Raw genomic sequence first — 18,597 nt, 5'->3', positions numbered from 1 at the left:
GGCATATATAATGGAGCTAAAGTTTACTGAAGAACAACTAATGATGCGCAACATGGTCAGGGATTTTGCTAAAACAGAAATTGAACCTTTTATTGAACGAATGGAGCAAGGAGAGTTTCCTCGAGAAATTTTGAAAAAAATGGGAGAACTAGGCCTGATGGGCATCACCGTTCCAGAACAATATGGTGGCTCTGAAATGGATTTTACAAGCTATGTAATTGCAATTAACGAACTTTCAAAAGTGAGTGCGGTAATAGGGGTAGTACTTTCCGTTCATACTTCAGTTGGAACTAATCCAATACTATATTTCGGTACAGAGCAACAAAAAGATAAATACATTCCGAAGCTTGCAACTGGTGAATACTTGGGTGCCTTTTGCTTAACAGAAGCCTCTGCAGGATCAGACGCCGGTGCTCTGAAAACAAAAGCTGTCAAAAAAGACGACCACTATGTATTAAACGGCTCAAAGGTATTTATTACAAATGGTGGAGAAGCAGATGTGAATATTGTTTTTGCATCGACTGATCCCTCACTCGGCTCTAGAGGCATTACAGCATTTATCGTCAAGAAGGACACACCAGGATTTATCGTTGGGAAAGATGAACAAAAAATGGGGCTCCATGGATCTAGAACCGTAGAACTTACATTTGAAGATATGAAAATACCTGTGGAAAACAGACTTGGTGAAGAAGGAGAAGGCTTTAAAATTGCAATGGCCAACCTTAACACCGGGCGTATAGGTATTGCAACGCAAGCACTTGGTATTGCAGAAGCCGCTTTCGAAGCCGCTGTAGGATACGCAAAAGAACGGGTGCAATTTGGTAAACCAATCGCAGCAAACCAAGGTGTTGGATTCAAGCTAGCTGACATGGGTACAGCAGTAGAAGCAGCTAGATTACTAGTCTATCGTGCTGCGAGTCTTCGTGAACAAGGACTTCCTTGTGGCAAAGAAGCATCCATGGCTAAACTATTTGCCTCCAAAACCGCAGTAGACGTAGCGATTGAAGCAGTTCAAGTATTCGGTGGTTACGGCTACACAGAGGATTATCCAGTAGAACGCTATTTCCGTGATGCAAAAATCACAGAAATTTACGAAGGCACAAGTGAAATCCAGCGCATTGTAATTGCAAAACATCTAACGCATTAAATCTGGAGTTTGAAATCAAGCAATTATGTTTTATATGAGAGAGAATACCGGTTATTCGAGAGAGACCGCAAGCAGAACGAGAGCGCTACCGTTCTATGCGAGAGAGAATACCGGTTATCTGAGAGAGATCGCAAGCTATGCGAGAGACCGTAAGCTATACGAGAGCGCTACCGTTCTATGCGAGAGAGAATACCGGTTATCTGAGAGAGATCACAAGCTATACGAGAGACCCCCTCTCGCTGCTCCAATAAACAACCAAACTACAACCAAAAAAGGCGGGATTTACAATGAACTTTCAACTATCAGAAGAACATGAAATGATTCGTAAAATGGTAAGAGACTTTGCAGAAAACGAAGTTGCGCCAACAGCTGCTGAACGAGATGAAGAGGAACGCTTTGACCGCGAGATTTTCGATAAGATGGCAGAGCTGGGGTTAACAGGTATCCCTTGGCCTGAAGAATACGGTGGGATTGGTTCCGATTATCTTGCATATTGTATTGCGGTAGAAGAGTTGTCACGCGTTTGTGCTTCGACAGGCGTAACTTTATCTGCACATACATCACTTGCGGGTTGGCCGATTTTCAAATATGGCAATGAAGAGCAAAAACAAAAATATCTTCGCCCAATGGCAGAAGGTACAAAAATCGGTGGTTATGGGTTAACAGAAGCAGGCTCAGGTTCGGATGCGGGTGGAATGAAAACTACTGCAAAATTAGATGGCGATCATTATGTATTAAATGGATCTAAAATATTTATTACGAACGGTGGAATTGCAGACATTTATGTAGTCTTTGCAGTAACTGATCCTGAATCGAAGCATAAAGGTACCAGTGCATTTATCGTAGAAGCAGACTTCCCAGGTTTCTCTGTTGGTAAAAAAGAGAAAAAATTAGGAATTCGCTCATCTCCAACTACTGAAATTATTTTCGATAATTGCCGCATTCCAAAAGAAAATCTTCTTGGGGAAGAGGGGCAAGGGTTCATTATCGCTATGAAAACATTAGATGGCGGACGTAACGGAATTGCTGCACAGGCTGTGGGAATCGCACAAGGAGCACTAGATGCATCAGTAAATTATGCAAAAGAACGTGTTCAGTTCGGTAAACCAATCGTTGCAAACCAAGGAGTATCTTTCAAGCTTGCAGATATGGCAACTTCAATAGAAGCATCTCGTTTACTTACATATCAAGCTGCTTGGTTAGAGTCAAATGGTCTACCATATGGCAAAGAGTCGGCTATGGCTAAACTAATGGCCGGTGATACTGCGATGAAGGTAACAACGGAAGCTGTTCAAGTATTTGGCGGATATGGTTATACGAAAGATTACCCAGTAGAACGTTATATGCGTGATGCCAAAATTACGCAAATTTATGAGGGAACACAGGAAATTCAACGATTAGTTATTTCTCGTATGTTAACTAAGTAATCGATGCCTATGGAAAAGAAACATGAAGTAAAGACATCGGTAAAAGATGAGAGTCTTATTGAAAAAAGACGAGATCAAATGATTCGCGCAGCCGTTACTTTATTTAAAGAAAAAGGATTTCATCGAGCGACTACTAGAGAAATTGCCAAAGAAGCTGGCTTTAGTATTGGGACTTTGTATGAATATATTCGTACAAAGGAAGATGTTCTCTATTTAGTATGTGACAGTATTTACAATGAAGTACACAACAGGCTTTCGCAAATTACTTTAGAAGATGGTACCACAGAAGACTTAAAAACAGCTATCCGTCACTACTATGAGGTAATCGATGATATGTCAGATGAGTTCGTAGTTATGTATCAAGAATCTAAGTCACTTCCAAAAGGTGCATTGGAATATGTATTAACGAAAGAATTAGAAATGGTTGATATCTTCCATAAAATAATCACGGGCTGTATTCAAGCAGGGGAACTTGAATTAACGGGTGCACAGGCACATCTTTACGCACATACATTGGTCGTTCAAGGACAAATGTGGGCATTTAGGAGATGGGCGCTGCGTAAGGAATATACAATCGAACAATTTACAGATTTACAAATTCAATTATTACTTGATGGGATGAAATAACAAAACACGAACATTCACAAACAAGGGGGAATTTCAGCATGTCTACGGTAGAAGTATATCGTCCAAAAAATCATGTACGATTCGTTACAGCGTCCAGTCTTTTTGATGGACATGATGCATCCATCAATATTATGCGTCGCATCCTACAAGCGAGCGGAGCAGAGGTTATCCACTTAGGACATAATCGCTCGGTGGAAGAGGTAGTAAACGCGGCAATTCAAGAGGATGTACAAGGAATCGCCATATCTTCCTATCAAGGAGGGCATGTTGAGTATTTTAAATATATGAAAGACTTACTCGTCGAGCGTGGTGCGCCACATATTCGCATTTTCGGCGGAGGCGGCGGAGTAATTATTCCGAAAGAAATAAAAGAACTACAAGAGTACGGCATTTCGGGCATTTTCTCACCAGAGGATGGCCGTAAATTAGGGTTACAAGGAATGATCAATCAAATCCTAATGGAATGTGATGTAGCAACAGAAGCTAAAGGCGTAAATGAAGAGATTTCCAAAGTTACGACAGAAAATCCGGAAGTTCTTGCTCATTTAATCACCGTAGCAGAGGAAGCACATAAAACCCATAACGAAGAAGCGGTCGAAATGCTGAAGCAAGCAAAGAAATTATCCAAAGGTACTCCAGTACTAGGTATTACAGGTACTGGTGGAGCAGGTAAAAGTTCATTAACTGACGAATTAATTCGTCGCTTTCTACAAGAGCTTCCAGATAAAAAAATTGCTGTTCTATCTATTGATCCAACAAAGCAAAAAACAGGTGGGGCTCTACTGGGAGACCGAATTCGTATGAATGCAATATTCAACAAGCGTGTATTTATGAGAAGTCTAGCTACTAGAGGCTCACGTACAGAATTATCAGGAGCACTTGCGGATGTATTAGACGTTGTAAGAGTTGCTGGTTATGACATGATTATTGTAGAAACGAGTGGAATCGGACAAGGGGATGCGGAAATTACGAATGTATCGGATGTATCGATGTATGTAATGACTAGTGAGTTCGGAGCACCTTCTCAATTAGAGAAGATCGACATGATTGATTATGCAGATTTAATCGTTATCAATAAATTTGAGCGTAAAGGCTCAGAGGACGCACTTCGCCAAGTGCAAAAGCAGTATCAACGAAGCCGTGAGCTTTGGCATGAGGATCTAGATACGATGCCTGTTTATGGAACCATTGCTAGTCAGTTTAACGATAAAGGAACAAATTCATTATTTGCAGCACTTGTTGCTACATTAAACGAAAAGACAGGATCCGCTTGGGAGACATCATACGACCAATTTGTAAAAACACAAAAGCAGAACGTTATCATACCGAATGACCGCCGCTACTACTTACGTGAAATTACAGATGCTGTTCGAGGATACCATCGTAAGTCGGAAGAACAGGTTGGTTTTGCTAGAAGACTGTTCCAGTTGGAAGGTGCTATCGAACAGCTGAAGGAAAAAGCCTCAGATGACGTGCTAGTTCAATCTCTCGAATCATTAGCTATAGGTGTTCGAGATGAACTGACTGCTGAATCTAAACGTATTCTAGAAAACTGGGCTACTTTAAAAGAAGCTTATACTGGGGACGAATTTATCACAAAGATTCGAGATAAAGAGATTCGTACAATTCTTCGTACAGAAAGCTTATCAGGAATAAAAATTCCAAAAATAGTACTTCCTAAATTCGTAGACTTTGGAGAAATTCTACGCTGGGTATATAAAGAAAATGTACCAGGTTCATTTCCTTATACGGCAGGTGTTTTTCCGTTTAAACGAGAAGGAGAAGACCCGAAACGTCAATTTGCAGGAGAAGGAACACCTGAACGAACAAATCGCCGTTTCCATTATTTATCGAAGGATGACGATGCAAAACGCTTATCGACTGCATTTGACTCGGTGACACTATACGGAGAAGATCCTGATCATCGTCCGGATATATACGGAAAAGTTGGAGAGTCTGGGGTTAGTATTTGTACATTAGAGGATATGAAGAAGTTATATGATGGCTTTGACTTATGTGCACCTTCTACATCTGTTTCAATGACGATAAATGGTCCAGCTCCAATTATTCTAGCAATGTTCATGAATACAGCGATTGATCAGCAAGTACGTCTAAAGGAAGAAGAACTGGGACGCACCTTGACTTTAGAGGAATTTACAGTTGTTAAGACTACTACGTTACAGGTCGTTCGAGGAACTGTTCAAGCGGACATATTGAAAGAGGATCAAGGTCAAAATACATGTATTTTCTCTACGGAATTTGCACTTCGAATGATGGGAGATATTCAGCAATATTTTATTGAACAAAAGGTTCGCAATTATTATTCTGTATCTATTTCGGGTTATCATATTGCAGAAGCAGGAGCAAATCCAATTTCGCAGCTAGCATTCACACTGTCAAATGGCTTCACTTATGTGGAGTACTATTTAAGCCGAGGTATGCATATTGATGACTTTGCACCGAATTTATCGTTCTTCTTCTCCAATGGATTGGACCCAGAGTATACTGTTATTGGACGCGTTGCCCGTCGTATTTGGGCAGTCGTAATGCGCGATAAATATGGCGCAAATGAGCGTAGTCAAAAACTGAAATACCATGTACAAACATCAGGTCGAAGCTTGCATGCTCAGGAAATTGACTTCAATGACATTCGTACAACATTACAAGCATTGATGGCACTACAGGACAACTGTAACTCGCTTCATACGAATGCTTATGATGAGGCAATTACAACTCCAACAGAAGAATCAGTTCGTCGTGCAATGGCGATTCAAATGATTATTACGAAGGAGCATGGTCTATCGAAAAACGAGAACCCACTGCAAGGTGCTTTCATCGTAGAAGAAATGACGGACCTTGTAGAAGAAGCTGTACTTTCCGAATTCGATCGTATTAATGACCGCGGTGGTGTGCTTGGGGCAATGGAAACGCAATATCAACGCGGTAAAATTCAAGAAGAATCTATGCACTACGAGATGAAAAAACATACTGGTGAGCTACCTATTATCGGTGTAAATACTTATTTAAATCCAAATCCTGCTTCCGAAGAGGACATTAATAATATGGAAATTGCACGAGCAACAACAGATGAAAAAGAAACGCAAATAACGAATCTTCGAAACTTCCAACAAAGAAATGAAGCTGAGACAGAAGAAGCACTTGCTCGCTTGAAGCAAGTTGCTGTAACTGGTGGTAACATTTTTGAAGAGTTAATGACAACAGTTCAAAAAGCAAGTCTCGGTCAAATTACACATGCTTTGTATGAAGTTGGGGGACAATATCGTCGTAATATGTAAATGATAGACCCAAGGAAAATAAATTTAGTGTTCCGATGATTATTGGAACACTTTTTTCCTATTTTTTTGTATAATATACCTAGTATGTAGTAAAGGAGAATTTAGATGAAAAAACCTGTTCACATTTTGATCATTATAATTCTTTTACTACTAACTTTTTTTCTATATAACAAACAACTAGCCTCCATTCCACTGCTTTTAATATCATTTTATTTGTTTACAATTGCAGGAGGGAAAATTTCTCTTTTCAAAAAGAATAAATGAATGTAGCATATAACATACTTGTGTGTATATAATGAAAAGTATGCAAACGAACATAGAAAGGACGTGCACGATTTGAAATTTCGTGAAATGACAACAATACAATTACAAGAAGAATCGTTAATCGATCTAGCATTTGCGATTTTAGAAGATAAAAAAAACTCATTAACTTTAACAGATTTATTTGATGAGATTCAACATTATAATGGGCTTACAGATGAGGAAATGGCTTCTCGTAAACCTCAATTCTATACAGATATGAATATTGACGGACGCTTTTTAGCAATTGCTGAAAACCAATGGGGTCTTAGAGAATGGTATCCAGTAGAACAAATTGAAGAAGAATCAGCTCCTACTGTAAAAGTTCGTAAAAAGAAAGATAAGGTAGTAGATGATGATTTAGAAGATTTAGATGATGACGAAATCGTATTCGAAGAAGAATTCGATGAATTTGTTGAAGAAGATGACGAGGATGAAGATGAGGACGATCCAGTTATTGAATTTGTCGGAGCAGAGATTGACGAAGTGATTGAAGAAGACTTAATCGATGAAGACGATGATGAAGAGTTTGATATCGATGAGGACTTAGACGATGAAGAAGACGAAGAATAATTCTTGACTTATCCTCTTAAACGCTATAAGATTTTATTGGGCTCTTTTTGAAGAGACATTACTCATGTGCATATGCGCTCCCCTGCGAAGAAGCAGGCGGAGCGTTTTTTTGTTATTGCTCTACTCTTATTTATTTGAATGTTTTAACGCATACTAAAATAAGACAATGTCCTCATCGGTTGTGGTGGCGGACTAGATATTACATTAGGAGGAACACATAATGACTAAATTTATTTTTGTTACTGGTGGGGTTGTATCTTCACTTGGTAAAGGGATTACGGCTGCATCACTTGGTCGATTATTAAAAAATAGAGGACTAAACGTAACGATCCAAAAATTCGATCCTTACATCAACTTAGATCCTGGAACAATGAGTCCATATCAACATGGAGAGGTTTTCGTAACAGATGACGGAGCAGAAACAGATTTAGACTTAGGTCACTACGAGCGTTTTATCGACATCAACTTGAACAAATACTCAAATATTACAACTGGTAAAGTCTACTCATCTGTACTAAGAAAAGAGCGTCGTGGTGATTATAATGGTGGGACAGTACAAGTAATTCCACATATTACAAATGAAATCAAAGATCGCTTATTTTTAGCTGCAAAAGAAACACATGCAGATATCGTTATTACGGAAATCGGTGGAACAGTAGGAGATATCGAATCTCTTCCATTCCTAGAGACAATTCGTCAAATGAAACGCGATGTTGGTAGTGATAATGTAATGTATATTCACTGTACTTTAGTACCGTTCATTAAAGCAGCAGGAGAAATGAAAACAAAACCAACACAACATAGTGTAAAAGAATTGCGTAGCCTTGGTATTCAACCAAACGTTATTGTACTTCGTTCGGAAATGCCAGTTCCTCAAGATATGAAAGATAAAATTGGTCTGTTTTGTGATATTAAACCAGAAGAAGTAATTGAATGTATCGACGCAGATTCTTTATATGAAATTCCATTGAATTTACAAGCGCAGCATTTGGATCAAATTGTAGTGGATCATTTCAAACTTCAAGCACCTGAAGCAGATATGACCGACTGGATCGGCTTAGTAGACCAAGTAAAATCATTATCGAAAAAAGTTCGTATTGGTTTAGTTGGTAAATACGTAGAGCTTCAAGATGCATACATTTCTGTTGTAGAAGCGATGAAACATGCGGGCTACAAATTTGATGCAGACGTTGAAGTGAAATGGATAAATGCCGAAGAAGTGAGTGATGCAAACGTTGCAGAAATTCTTGCTGATGTAGATGGTATCCTTGTTCCTGGTGGATTTGGAGACCGTGGAGTTGAAGGGAAAATCGCGGCTACTAAATTTGCACGCGAAAACAATGTTCCATTCTTAGGTATTTGTTTAGGTATGCAATTGGCAACAGTTGAATTTGCACGTTCTATTCTTGAACTTCAAGGAGCACATTCTACAGAGTTAGACCCAACTACACAACATGCTATTATCGATTTATTGCCTGAGCAAAAAGATGTAGAAGACCTTGGCGGAACACTTCGTTTAGGATTATATCCATGTAAGTTAACACCAGGTTCAAAAGCTCATCAAGCATACGGAGAAGAACTTGTGTACGAACGTCACCGTCACCGTTACGAGTTCAACAACGAGTACCGTGAGCAATTCGAAGCAGCAGGATTTGTGTTCTCTGGTACAAGCCCAGATGGTCGCCTAATCGAAATCATCGAACTACCAGATCACCCATTCTTCGTAGCTTCCCAGTTCCACCCGGAATTTGTGTCTCGTCCACAACGTCCACAACCGTTATTCCGCGACTTCATCAAAGCATCAGTTGGTGAGTAAGGAAAGCGAAAGCGCGTATGTTAGCCCCGATAAGCGTTGGAAGAATGCAGGTAAAGGCGTCCTTTGCCTTTATCCGGCATTCTGAAACGACTCGAGGGGCTACGCGCTGTAGCTAGACAAAGAAAAGTGGAGGGCGCCGTTTAGCTGCGAAAAGCATTAACTTGAAGGAAAAGGCTACTTTGCCTATATTCGCAATCCTGAAACGACTAAAAGGGCTGGTGCCTGGAACTAGACAAGCTAGAAAACCAGAAGTTCTAATATAGATTTATAAAAGAGGATTACTCATTAACAGGAGTAATCCTCTTTTTTTATTTACTCAGTTAAATGGTTAACAGAAGGCGACATCAAAAATTGCAGATTCAAAAGAAATAACTATCTCAAAGATTTCTGTAATCTGCTAAGTGATATATAGAATTGAGTTTGATTGTATGAAATTTCCATTCCGCAAGTAAATCTTCATCAAGAGCAAGTAAATGAAGAAGGACAGCAAGTAACTAACGCAGGATAGCAAGTAAATTTCTAATGTAAGCAAGTAAACGAAACGACACCGCAAGTAAATGATAATGTATTTGATTTTCTCATATTATTATTTTTTATCTGAATGTGCGCAGCCAATAGCTAGACATGCACCTCTTCATCCCTTTTTATAGTCTCATTCTTCTTGCTCATGCGGCTTTGAAGGAGCACATATACTATTTCTGTAACTAAATTAACAGTATACAATTCCTACAATAGTCAAAAGCTTTACTTGCATTCAACTTTTGTTTACTTGCGTTTGATTTAACAATACAAGAGCTGAAGTAGCAAATACTTGCGAAATAGAAAAACTATACAAAGAATAGCCTAAAGAAAAATTCTTTAGGCGTTTTTTGTGAACTATTCACCGATTAGCATTTCGTTTAACTTCATCTTCACTGCTTCATATACAAATAATCCACCTAAAGCATGTGGGAGCACAATGCGAGTTCCATCTTCAGCGGGTAGTAGCCCTTTAGAAATTTTTGTGGAAATATATGTATACGATAGGTCGGCTAACATATTGTCATCACTTATCGGTTCTGCTGCTAAAGCACTAAAAGGAATAAACTCTTCACTCAACTTTTTAGCCAAAGCCAGAGCCTCTTCGTCGTAACAAGAACGAGTGAAAATCCAAACACGATCTGCACTTGATAGTTCGATTTCGGGTGACCAAGATTGCATAGATGGGAACGGCTCTGCTGCAAACTGTGCATTAACCATAATACTTTTCATTTCCCCGAAAGTAGCAAAAAAAATGGTTCCTTCTCGAGCGGCAGCTTGGGCAAGTAAACGAGCGGTTTCTTCAATATTTTCTTCCTCTGAGCTGGAGATTCTTTGTAATAATCCTGAAAGTTGCGTAGTTAACATTTTCATCCTAATTCACCTCTCATCTATTATAAAGTGAAACTTCCATCAGTGGGGGTTTTCTTCACCCCACTGATGGAAAATTGAACTCAGGCAAATAACCCCGCGTCGTGTGTCAATGCCTGAGTGCCAAAATCCTGTTGGTCTGAACCAATTGGGGATTTACAGCCTGTTAAACCGGGATAAAGTAAAGTTCTTCATTTAGCTTAGTGATCTATAAAATAGAAAAAATGCGGAAATTTTATAAAAAATAGAGGGAATGCCTCAACCGATATCGTATAATACAATATGGGATTAATAAAGAAGGGGTTTGCTTACCATGAAACATATCTTAATAGTGGATGATCAGTTAGGAATACGGTTATTGTTAAAAGAAGTGTTTACACAAGAAGGATATGAAGTAAGTTTAGCTGCAAATGGTTATGAAGCTTTAGAACTTATCAATGAGCACAATATCGATGGAGTTTTACTCGATATGAAAATCCCAGGTATGGATGGAATTCAAATTCTAAAGTTAATAAAAGAACAATGGAGTGATCTCCCGGTCATGATGATGACAGCATATGGAGAGTTAAATTTCATAGAACAAGCACAGAGATTAGGCGCATCTCTTTATTTTACTAAGCCATTTGATGTATTTGAACTAAGAGATTCCGTGAATAAACTCCTGAAATAAGTTGGAACAGCAGGCAGTGGAAAACATCGCCTGTTTTTGTTATGATGTAGGAAGAAAGTAGAAGATACCATATAGTTACTACATAGGACTGCTGTAACTTATTTTACAGAGGAATATTCCTTACTCAAGCTACTGGTGTCTGCAGCTAGGCAAATAGAAATAAATATAATTTTGAAGTGTAAAAGCAAATAGAGGAGGTTCATTTCAATGGCTTTAGTTTCGATGAAAGAAATGCTGGAAAAAGGGAAAAAAGAAGGATACGCAGTAGGACAATTTAACATTAACAATTTAGAGTTCACACAAGCAATCCTATTAGCGGCTGAGGAAGAAAACTCACCAGTAATTTTAGGTGTATCTGAAGGCGCAGCAAAATATATGGGTGGCTTCGTTGCAGTCGTATATATGGTAAAAGGATTAATCGAATCTTATAAAATTTCAGTACCTGTAGCAATTCATTTAGACCACGGATCTAGCTTTGAAAAATGTAAAGAAGCAATTGATGCAGGATTCACATCTGTAATGATCGATGCTTCTCATCATCCATTTGAAGAAAACGTTGAGACTACATCTAAAGTAGTAGAGTATGCACATGCGCGCAATGTATCAGTAGAAGCTGAACTGGGAACAGTTGGTGGACAAGAGGATGACGTTATTGCAGATGGCGTTATTTACGCAGATCCTGCTGAATGTGCAGAGTTAGTAAAACGTACAGCAATCGACTGTTTAGCTCCTGCTTTAGGTTCAGTTCATGGTCCATATAAAGGTGAACCAAACTTAGGCTTCAAAGAAATGGAAGAGATTTCGAAACTTGCGGACCTTCCACTTGTTTTACACGGTGGAACAGGTATACCGACACATGATATAACACGTTCTATTTCACTTGGAACTGCGAAAATCAATGTAAATACAGAAAACCAAATTGCTGCAACTAAAGCGATTCGTGACTTTTTAGCTTCTGATGCAGAGCAATATGACCCACGTAAATATTTGACACCTGCACGTGATGCTATTAAAGCAACAGTAATCGGCAAAATGCGTGAATTTGGAAGCTCAAACAAAGCCTAATTATAAGTAAGAAAAATAGCTACAGGGGAGAAGTGTTCATTTAGAACCTTCTCCTGTTTTTCCATCATGAGGAGGATATTATTCATATGAAATTTTTTATCGATACTGCCAATTTTGACGAAATAAAAGAAGCGCACGCTTGGGGGATTCTATCAGGAGTTACAACTAATCCATCGCTAGTAGCAAAAGAAAATATTTCATTCCACGATCGCCTACGTGAAATTACCGCGTTAGTAGACGGTTCAGTGAGTGCGGAAGTAATAGCGCTAGATGCTGAAGGTATGATTAAAGAAGGTAGAGAACTTGCTGCCATTGCACCGAACATTACTGTAAAACTACCGATGACTCCAGAAGGTCTTAAAGCTTGTTCTGTATTCCGTGCAGAAGGTATTAAAACGAATGTAACGCTTATTTTCAGTGCAAACCAAGCATTGCTAGCTGCACGTGCTGGGGCAACATACGTATCGCCATTTTTAGGTCGTTTAGATGATATCGGTCATGATGGAATGGAATTGATCGCAAAGATTGCACAAATCTTTGATATTCATAATATTGATACTGAAATTATTGCAGCATCCATTAGACATCCACAACATATTACGGATGCAGCTTTAAACGGTGCACATATTTCAACAACACCTATTAAAGTACTAAAACAACTATTTAATCATCCTTTAACAGACAAGGGAATTGAAGGATTTCTAGCGGATTGGAACAATCGTAAAAGCGAGTAACAAGACGAAGGAGAACTGTATGGAAGTTTATAAAATAAAAGGGGGACAGCGCCTTCAAGGAACCATTAAAGTAAGTGGGGCAAAAAATAGTGCGGTTGCACTTATTCCCGCTTCTTTATTGGCAAATTCCCCTGTAACTATTGAAGGTTTACCAGAAATTCTAGACGTTTGGACGTTAAAAGAAATTTTGGAAGAGGTTGGAGCTAAAGTAACATTTGAAAATGGAACAATGACGATAGATCCAACAAATGTTGTGGATATGCCTCTTCCAAATGGCAACATCAAGAAACTTCGTGCGTCTTACTATTTAATGGGTGCCCTGCTTGGAAGATTTAACAAAGCAGCAATAGGTTTACCAGGTGGATGTCACTTAGGCCCAAGACCTATCGATCAGCATATTAAAGGCTTCGAGGCATTAGGTGCATCTGTGTCCAATGAGCATGGAGCTATATATTTGCGTGCACAAAATTTAGTCGGAGCTAAAATCTATTTAGATGTTGTAAGTGTAGGTGCTACTATTAACATTATGTTGGCAGCAGTCAAAGCAAAAGGTCGTACGATTATTGAAAACGCAGCAAAAGAGCCAGAAATCATTGACGTAGCAACTCTACTATCTAATATGGGTGCGAATATCAAGGGTGCTGGAACAAATGTAATCCGAATAGACGGTGTGGAAGAATTACATGGTACAAAGCACACGATTATTCCAGATCGTATTGAAGCCGGCACATTCATGATCATGGCAGCAGTCGCTGGAGATGGCGTGACAATTGACAATGTGATTCCTTTTCACGTAGAGGCATTAACTGCTAAACTTCGTGAAATGGGTGTGAAGGTGGAAGAATATGAAGAAAAGATTGTAATTCCGAAAGTGGAGGATATATTACCAGTTGATGTAAAAACATTGGTATATCCAGGCTTCCCAACTGATTTACAACAGCCCTTTTCTGTATTGATGACTCAAGCAGTAGGCACTTCTGTTATTACGGATACTATATACTCCGCTCGCTTCAAACAAATAGATGAATTACGCCGGATGAATGCAATCGGTCGTGTAGATGGTAGAACGGCAATCATTACAGGTCCAGTGAACTTAGAAGCTGCTACCGTACGCGCAAGCGATCTTCGTGCAGGTGCAGCGCTTGTCATTGCGGGGTTAATTGCCGATGGAGAAACGGAAATCCAAGATATTTTCCATATAGAACGTGGGTACAGCTCTTTAGTCGATAAGCTTCAAGGACTTGGTGCAGATATTAGACGGGTAGAAATAAAAGAAGTGGAAATAAATAACGATTAATATCTACGGGTAGTTTGACTTTTCCTGAATGGTTTGGCCAAACAGGATGCTGGTCAATCAAGCATTGCCGCACGATGCGGCGTTATTTGCTTGAGTTCTGTTTTTCAATCAGTGGGGATGAAGAAAAAACTCGCTGATAGAAGTTTTAATGGATAATTGTCACTTATTAAATTTGATAAATATGCTACAATGATACAGGAAGAAATACAGTTCGGAATTTGGATAATGCAAAACTGGAGGCTTATATTATAATGGAACGTAGTTTATCAATGGAATTGGTTCGAGTAACAGAAGCAGCAGCAATCGCATCTGCACGTTGGATGGGTCGGGGTTTAAAAAACGAAGCGGATGATGCAGCAACAACTGCTATGCGTACAGTTTTTGACACGATCCCAATGGAAGGCGTCGTTGTAATCGGAGAAGGAGAAATGGACGAAGCGCCGATGTTATATATCGGTGAAAAACTTGGTCTTGGAACGGATGGTCCTCATGTAGACATCGCAGTAGATCCTTTAGAAGGTACAAATATCGTTGCCTCAGGTGGTTGGAATGCACTTGCGGTACTTGCAGTTGCCGATCGTGGAAACTTACTTCATGCTCCAGATATGTATATGGAAAAACTTGCTGTAGGTCCTGAATCTGTAGGTCAAGTGGATATTAATGCATCGGTTTTAGATAATCTAAAAGCGGTTGCACGTGCAAAAAATAAAAACATAGAAGATGTTGTAGCTACTATTTTAGGTCGTCCTCGTCACCAAAAAATCATTGATGAAATTAGAGCAGCTGGAGCACGTATAAAGCTAATCACAGATGGTGATGTTGCCGGAGCTATTAATACAGCGTTTGATGATACTGGTGTAGATATTTTATTCGGAATGGGTGGAGCTCCAGAAGGAGTTATCTCTGCCGTTGGATTAAAATGTTTAGGTGGAGAAATCCAAGGGAAACTGATACCTCAAGACGAGGCAGAGATTGCACGTTGCATCAAGATGGGGCTAGACGTAAACAAAGTATTACGTATGGAGGATTTAGTTAAAGGCGATGACGCCATTTTTGCAGCAACAGGTGTTACAGATGGAGAACTTCTTCGTGGAGTACAATTTAAAGGTGCGTTCAGTTCAACACATTCCATCGTTATGCGTGCTAAATCAGGTACAGTTCGCTTTGTTGAAGGTCGTCACAGCTTAAATAAAAAACCAAATTTAGTTCTATAAGAAATACGTAAACACCTATGTAAGCCCCGACAAGCGCTCGAAGAATTGCAATAAAGGCGCACTTTGCCTTTATTCGCAAGACTGAAGCGACCTCGAGGGGCTAGGAACTGAAGCTAGACAGAAGATGAATAATAAGTATATACTTTCTTAATCTATAAAATAAGAAACTTTCCTTTATGTTTTACCCGGCGACCAATCCTAGGGCGTCGGGTAACCTCTTATAAAACTTCTATCTTTAACATTTCAAACATTAGTAAAACAATAAAAAATAATAAAGAGTGGTGCATTCCCATATGACACAAACAACAATTAATGAGTTAGAAAATATGACTCTAAAAGAACTATATGCACTTGCGCGTAAATTTAAAGTAGCCGCATATAGTAAACTTTCAAAGAAAGAACTTATTTTTGCAATCTTAAAATCTCGTGCTGAACAAGAAGGATTTTTCTTCATGGAAGGCGTATTAGAAATTATTCAACAAGAGGGTTTCGGTTTCTTGCGTCCGATTAACTACTCGCCTAGCTCAGAGGACATCTATATCTCTGCTTCTCAAATTAGAAGATTTGACCTTCGAAATGGAGACAAAGTAACAGGGAAAGTGCGACCGCCAAAAGAAAGTGAACGCTATTATGGACTGCTCCATGTAGAATTAGTTAATGGGGAAGACCCAGAAGTAGCGAAGGAAAGAGTACATTTTCCAGGGCTAACACCTTTATATCCTGATCGCCATATCGTATTGGAAACAGTTCCTGATAAACTATCGACTCGTATCATGGATCTGGTAGCACCTGTTGGTTATGGTCAACGGGGATTGATAGTGGCGCCACCGAAAGCTGGTAAAACATTACTTATTAAGGAAATTGCCAACGCAATAACAACGAACCATCCAAATGCAGAACTAATTGTTTTATTAATAGATGAGCGCCCAGAAGAAGTAACTGATATAGAGCGTTCTGTTAAAGCAGATGTTGTAAGCTCTACATTTGATGAGGTTCCAGAAAACCACGTAAAAGTGGCAGAACTTGTACTTGAAAGAGCAATGCGCCTAGTTGAACATAAACGCGATGTGATCATTTTGATGGACTCCATTACTCGTTTAGCTCGTGCATACAACTTAGTTATTCCACCAAGTGGGCGTACACTATCTGGTGGTATTGACCCAGCAGCATTCCATCGTCCAAAACGATTTTTCGGAGCAGCACGTAATATCGAAGAAGGTGGAAGCTTAACAATTCTTGCTACTGCATTAGTTGATACTGGATCTCGTATGGACGAAGTTATTTATGAGGAATTTAAAGGAACTGGTAACTTAGAACTTCATTTAGACAGAAGCCTTGCAGAACGTCGTATTTTCCCGGCAATTGATATCCGCCGTTCTGGAACAAGAAAAGAAGAGTTACTTATTCCCAAAGAACAACTGGACAAACTTTGGGCAATTCGTAAGACATTCTCCGATTCATCTGATTTCGCAGAACGTTTCTTAAGAAAACTTCGTCAATCAAAAACAAACGAAGGATTTTTTGAGCAACTAACTGTAGAAATGAAAGCACATCGAAGCGGAAAAGTAACATTATAAAGTGAAACTTCCATCAATGGAGGTTCTTCGCCCCCACGGATTGGAAAAGTGAACTTAAGCAAATAACGCCGCATCGTGCGGTAATGCCTGAGGTAACCAACATCCTGTTGGTCCGAACTAATTGGGAATATTACAGCCTGTTAAACTAGTTTAAACTAAACATTTGCATTAGACTTCTAAAGATGGTATTATATTTAACGTAACATCACACTTTTCTGCTACATATGCGATTGACATCAATCGGATCGTGTAAGGTATCAGTATCATAACCAACTCTGTTCCAGATGGTTCAGGGCGAGAGGAGAGATAGAGATGAAAGCAGGAATTCATCCCGATTACAAAGAAGCAACAGTATCATGTTCATGTGGTAACACATTCACAACTGGTTCTGTAAAAAACGATATTAAAGTCGAGTTCTGTAACGAATGTCACCCATATTATACTGGGCGTCAAAAATTCGCAGCAGCTGATGGCCGTGTGGATCGCTTCAACAAAAAATACGGCATTAAAGAAGAAATCAAAGAAGACCAAGAAAACTAATACCAAAGTACCTGTAGAGCATCATGCTTTGCAGGTATTTTTGTTTTAATGTAAATATGATTTCCGATAAAAGTACGCTTATGGTATAAATAAATAGAAGAAATACATAGTGCACAAGGAGACAAATCATGCCGCAATTATTTTATAAATACGGAGCAATGAATAGTGGAAAATCAATTGAAATCTTAAAAGTTGCTCATAATTATGAAGAACAAAACAAACCTGTTTTAATATTCACACCAGGAATAGATACACGTGACGAAGTTGGTCATATTTCTAGTAGGATTGGATTGAAAAGAAAAGCTATGGCTATCTACGAAGAAACCAACTTACTTGAATTAGTACAAGCAGTTTCCCCAAAACCATACTGTGTTTTAATCGACGAAGTGCAGTTCTTAACAAAGGAACATGTCTTACAACTAACGAAAATTGTCGATGAATTAGACATTCCAGTAATGGGCTTTGGACTGAAAAATGACTTCCAAAACGAACTTTTCGAAGGTAGTCGTTACATGCTGATCTACGCCGACAAAATTGAGGAAATGAAAACCATCTGCTGGTTCTGTCATAAAAAAGCAATCATGAACCTACGTGTAGACGACCAAGGAAAACCTGTCTACACTGGCGAACAAATCCAAATAGGCGGCAACGACTCCTACTACCCAGTATGCAGAAAATGCCATGCCAACCCACCACTATAAGCTAATGTAAATCCACTTCATTTAATTCTATGAAGTGGAATTTTAAAGAATGAGAAGAAAATTATATGCCCTAAACCTAGAGTTACTGGTAAATTTAAGAATTAAATGTGCCACTGATTTCCGTTTCAGGTGGACGCTTTCCGTGGGGTGAGCGATGAGCTATCACCGTCGCTAGCGCGTCGTTGTGATATCTCATCTGTCTCACTCATCCCACTGGAGTCGCC

At 39.2% G+C, this 18,597-nt stretch carries 15 protein-coding genes; 14 read left to right on the top strand and 1 reads right to left on the bottom strand.

The window, feature by feature from the left end; genetic code table 11:
• Nucleotides 1-10 precede the first annotated feature (10 nt).
• From MKY37_RS06725 to MKY37_RS06700, 6 genes are all read left to right on the top strand, one after another.
• Nucleotides 11-1,147, top strand: coding sequence for an acyl-CoA dehydrogenase (locus MKY37_RS06725; RefSeq protein ID WP_340775184.1), 1,137 nt, complete (start codon nucleotides 11-13; stop codon nucleotides 1,145-1,147).
• A 287-nt stretch (nucleotides 1,148-1,434) separates the two neighbouring features.
• Nucleotides 1,435-2,574 carry an acyl-CoA dehydrogenase gene (locus MKY37_RS06720; protein WP_340775182.1) on the top strand — a complete coding sequence of 380 codons (1,140 nt, stop codon included), beginning with the start codon at nucleotides 1,435-1,437 and terminating at the stop codon, nucleotides 2,572-2,574.
• A gap of 9 nt (nucleotides 2,575-2,583) precedes the next feature.
• Nucleotides 2,584-3,201 (top strand): TetR/AcrR family transcriptional regulator, encoded by a 618-nt coding sequence (locus MKY37_RS06715; RefSeq protein ID WP_340775179.1) that lies wholly within the window; start codon nucleotides 2,584-2,586, stop codon nucleotides 3,199-3,201.
• A 38-nt stretch (nucleotides 3,202-3,239) separates the two neighbouring features.
• Nucleotides 3,240-6,497 carry a fused isobutyryl-CoA mutase/GTPase IcmF gene (gene icmF, locus MKY37_RS06710; RefSeq protein WP_340775176.1) on the top strand — a complete coding sequence of 1,086 codons (3,258 nt, stop codon included), beginning with the start codon at nucleotides 3,240-3,242 and terminating at the stop codon, nucleotides 6,495-6,497.
• A 336-nt stretch (nucleotides 6,498-6,833) separates the two neighbouring features.
• Nucleotides 6,834-7,370, top strand: coding sequence for a DNA-directed RNA polymerase subunit delta (gene rpoE, locus MKY37_RS06705; protein ID WP_340775172.1), 537 nt, complete (start codon nucleotides 6,834-6,836; stop codon nucleotides 7,368-7,370).
• Between the two features lie 220 nt (nucleotides 7,371-7,590).
• Nucleotides 7,591-9,186 (top strand): CTP synthase, encoded by a 1,596-nt coding sequence (locus MKY37_RS06700; RefSeq protein ID WP_340775169.1) that lies wholly within the window; start codon nucleotides 7,591-7,593, stop codon nucleotides 9,184-9,186.
• 876 nt (nucleotides 9,187-10,062) lie between these two features.
• Here the strand turns inward: MKY37_RS06700 and MKY37_RS06695 are convergent.
• On the bottom strand, nucleotides 10,063-10,578 hold the full coding sequence (locus MKY37_RS06695) for a DUF2529 family protein (protein ID WP_340775166.1): 516 nt from the start codon (nucleotides 10,576-10,578) through the stop codon (nucleotides 10,063-10,065).
• A 310-nt stretch (nucleotides 10,579-10,888) separates the two neighbouring features.
• Between MKY37_RS06695 and MKY37_RS06690 the strand changes: the two genes are divergently transcribed.
• From MKY37_RS06690 to MKY37_RS06655, 8 genes are all read left to right on the top strand, one after another.
• On the top strand, nucleotides 10,889-11,245 hold the full coding sequence (locus MKY37_RS06690; RefSeq protein ID WP_340775164.1) for a response regulator: 357 nt from the start codon (nucleotides 10,889-10,891) through the stop codon (nucleotides 11,243-11,245).
• A gap of 207 nt (nucleotides 11,246-11,452) precedes the next feature.
• Nucleotides 11,453-12,310 (top strand): class II fructose-bisphosphate aldolase, encoded by an 858-nt coding sequence (locus tag MKY37_RS06685; RefSeq protein ID WP_340775162.1) that lies wholly within the window; start codon nucleotides 11,453-11,455, stop codon nucleotides 12,308-12,310.
• Between the two features lie 86 nt (nucleotides 12,311-12,396).
• Entirely contained in the window at nucleotides 12,397-13,044 is a 648-nt protein-coding gene (fsa, locus tag MKY37_RS06680; RefSeq protein WP_340775160.1) for a fructose-6-phosphate aldolase, read from the top strand.
• A 19-nt stretch (nucleotides 13,045-13,063) separates the two neighbouring features.
• A complete protein-coding gene (locus MKY37_RS06675) occupies nucleotides 13,064-14,341 on the top strand; it encodes a UDP-N-acetylglucosamine 1-carboxyvinyltransferase (RefSeq protein ID WP_340775158.1) in 1,278 nt (425 codons plus the stop codon).
• 251 nt (nucleotides 14,342-14,592) lie between these two features.
• Entirely contained in the window at nucleotides 14,593-15,555 is a 963-nt protein-coding gene (glpX, locus tag MKY37_RS06670; protein WP_340775156.1) for a class II fructose-bisphosphatase, read from the top strand.
• Between the two features lie 293 nt (nucleotides 15,556-15,848).
• Nucleotides 15,849-17,132 (top strand): transcription termination factor Rho, encoded by a 1,284-nt coding sequence (rho, locus tag MKY37_RS06665; protein WP_340775154.1) that lies wholly within the window; start codon nucleotides 15,849-15,851, stop codon nucleotides 17,130-17,132.
• A 312-nt stretch (nucleotides 17,133-17,444) separates the two neighbouring features.
• The gene (rpmE, locus tag MKY37_RS06660; RefSeq protein ID WP_340775152.1) at nucleotides 17,445-17,672 is read left to right on the top strand and encodes a 50S ribosomal protein L31; all 228 of its coding nucleotides are present in this window, start codon (nucleotides 17,445-17,447) and stop codon (nucleotides 17,670-17,672) included.
• 128 nt (nucleotides 17,673-17,800) lie between these two features.
• Entirely contained in the window at nucleotides 17,801-18,373 is a 573-nt protein-coding gene (locus MKY37_RS06655) for a thymidine kinase (protein WP_340775151.1), read from the top strand.
• Nucleotides 18,374-18,597: the final 224 nt, after the last annotated feature.

This window comes from Psychrobacillus sp. FSL K6-2836 (genome assembly GCF_038003085.1).
Lineage (GTDB): Bacteria > Bacillota > Bacilli > Bacillales_A > Planococcaceae > Psychrobacillus.
This window is presented reverse-complemented; position numbering and strand designations above follow the sequence as displayed.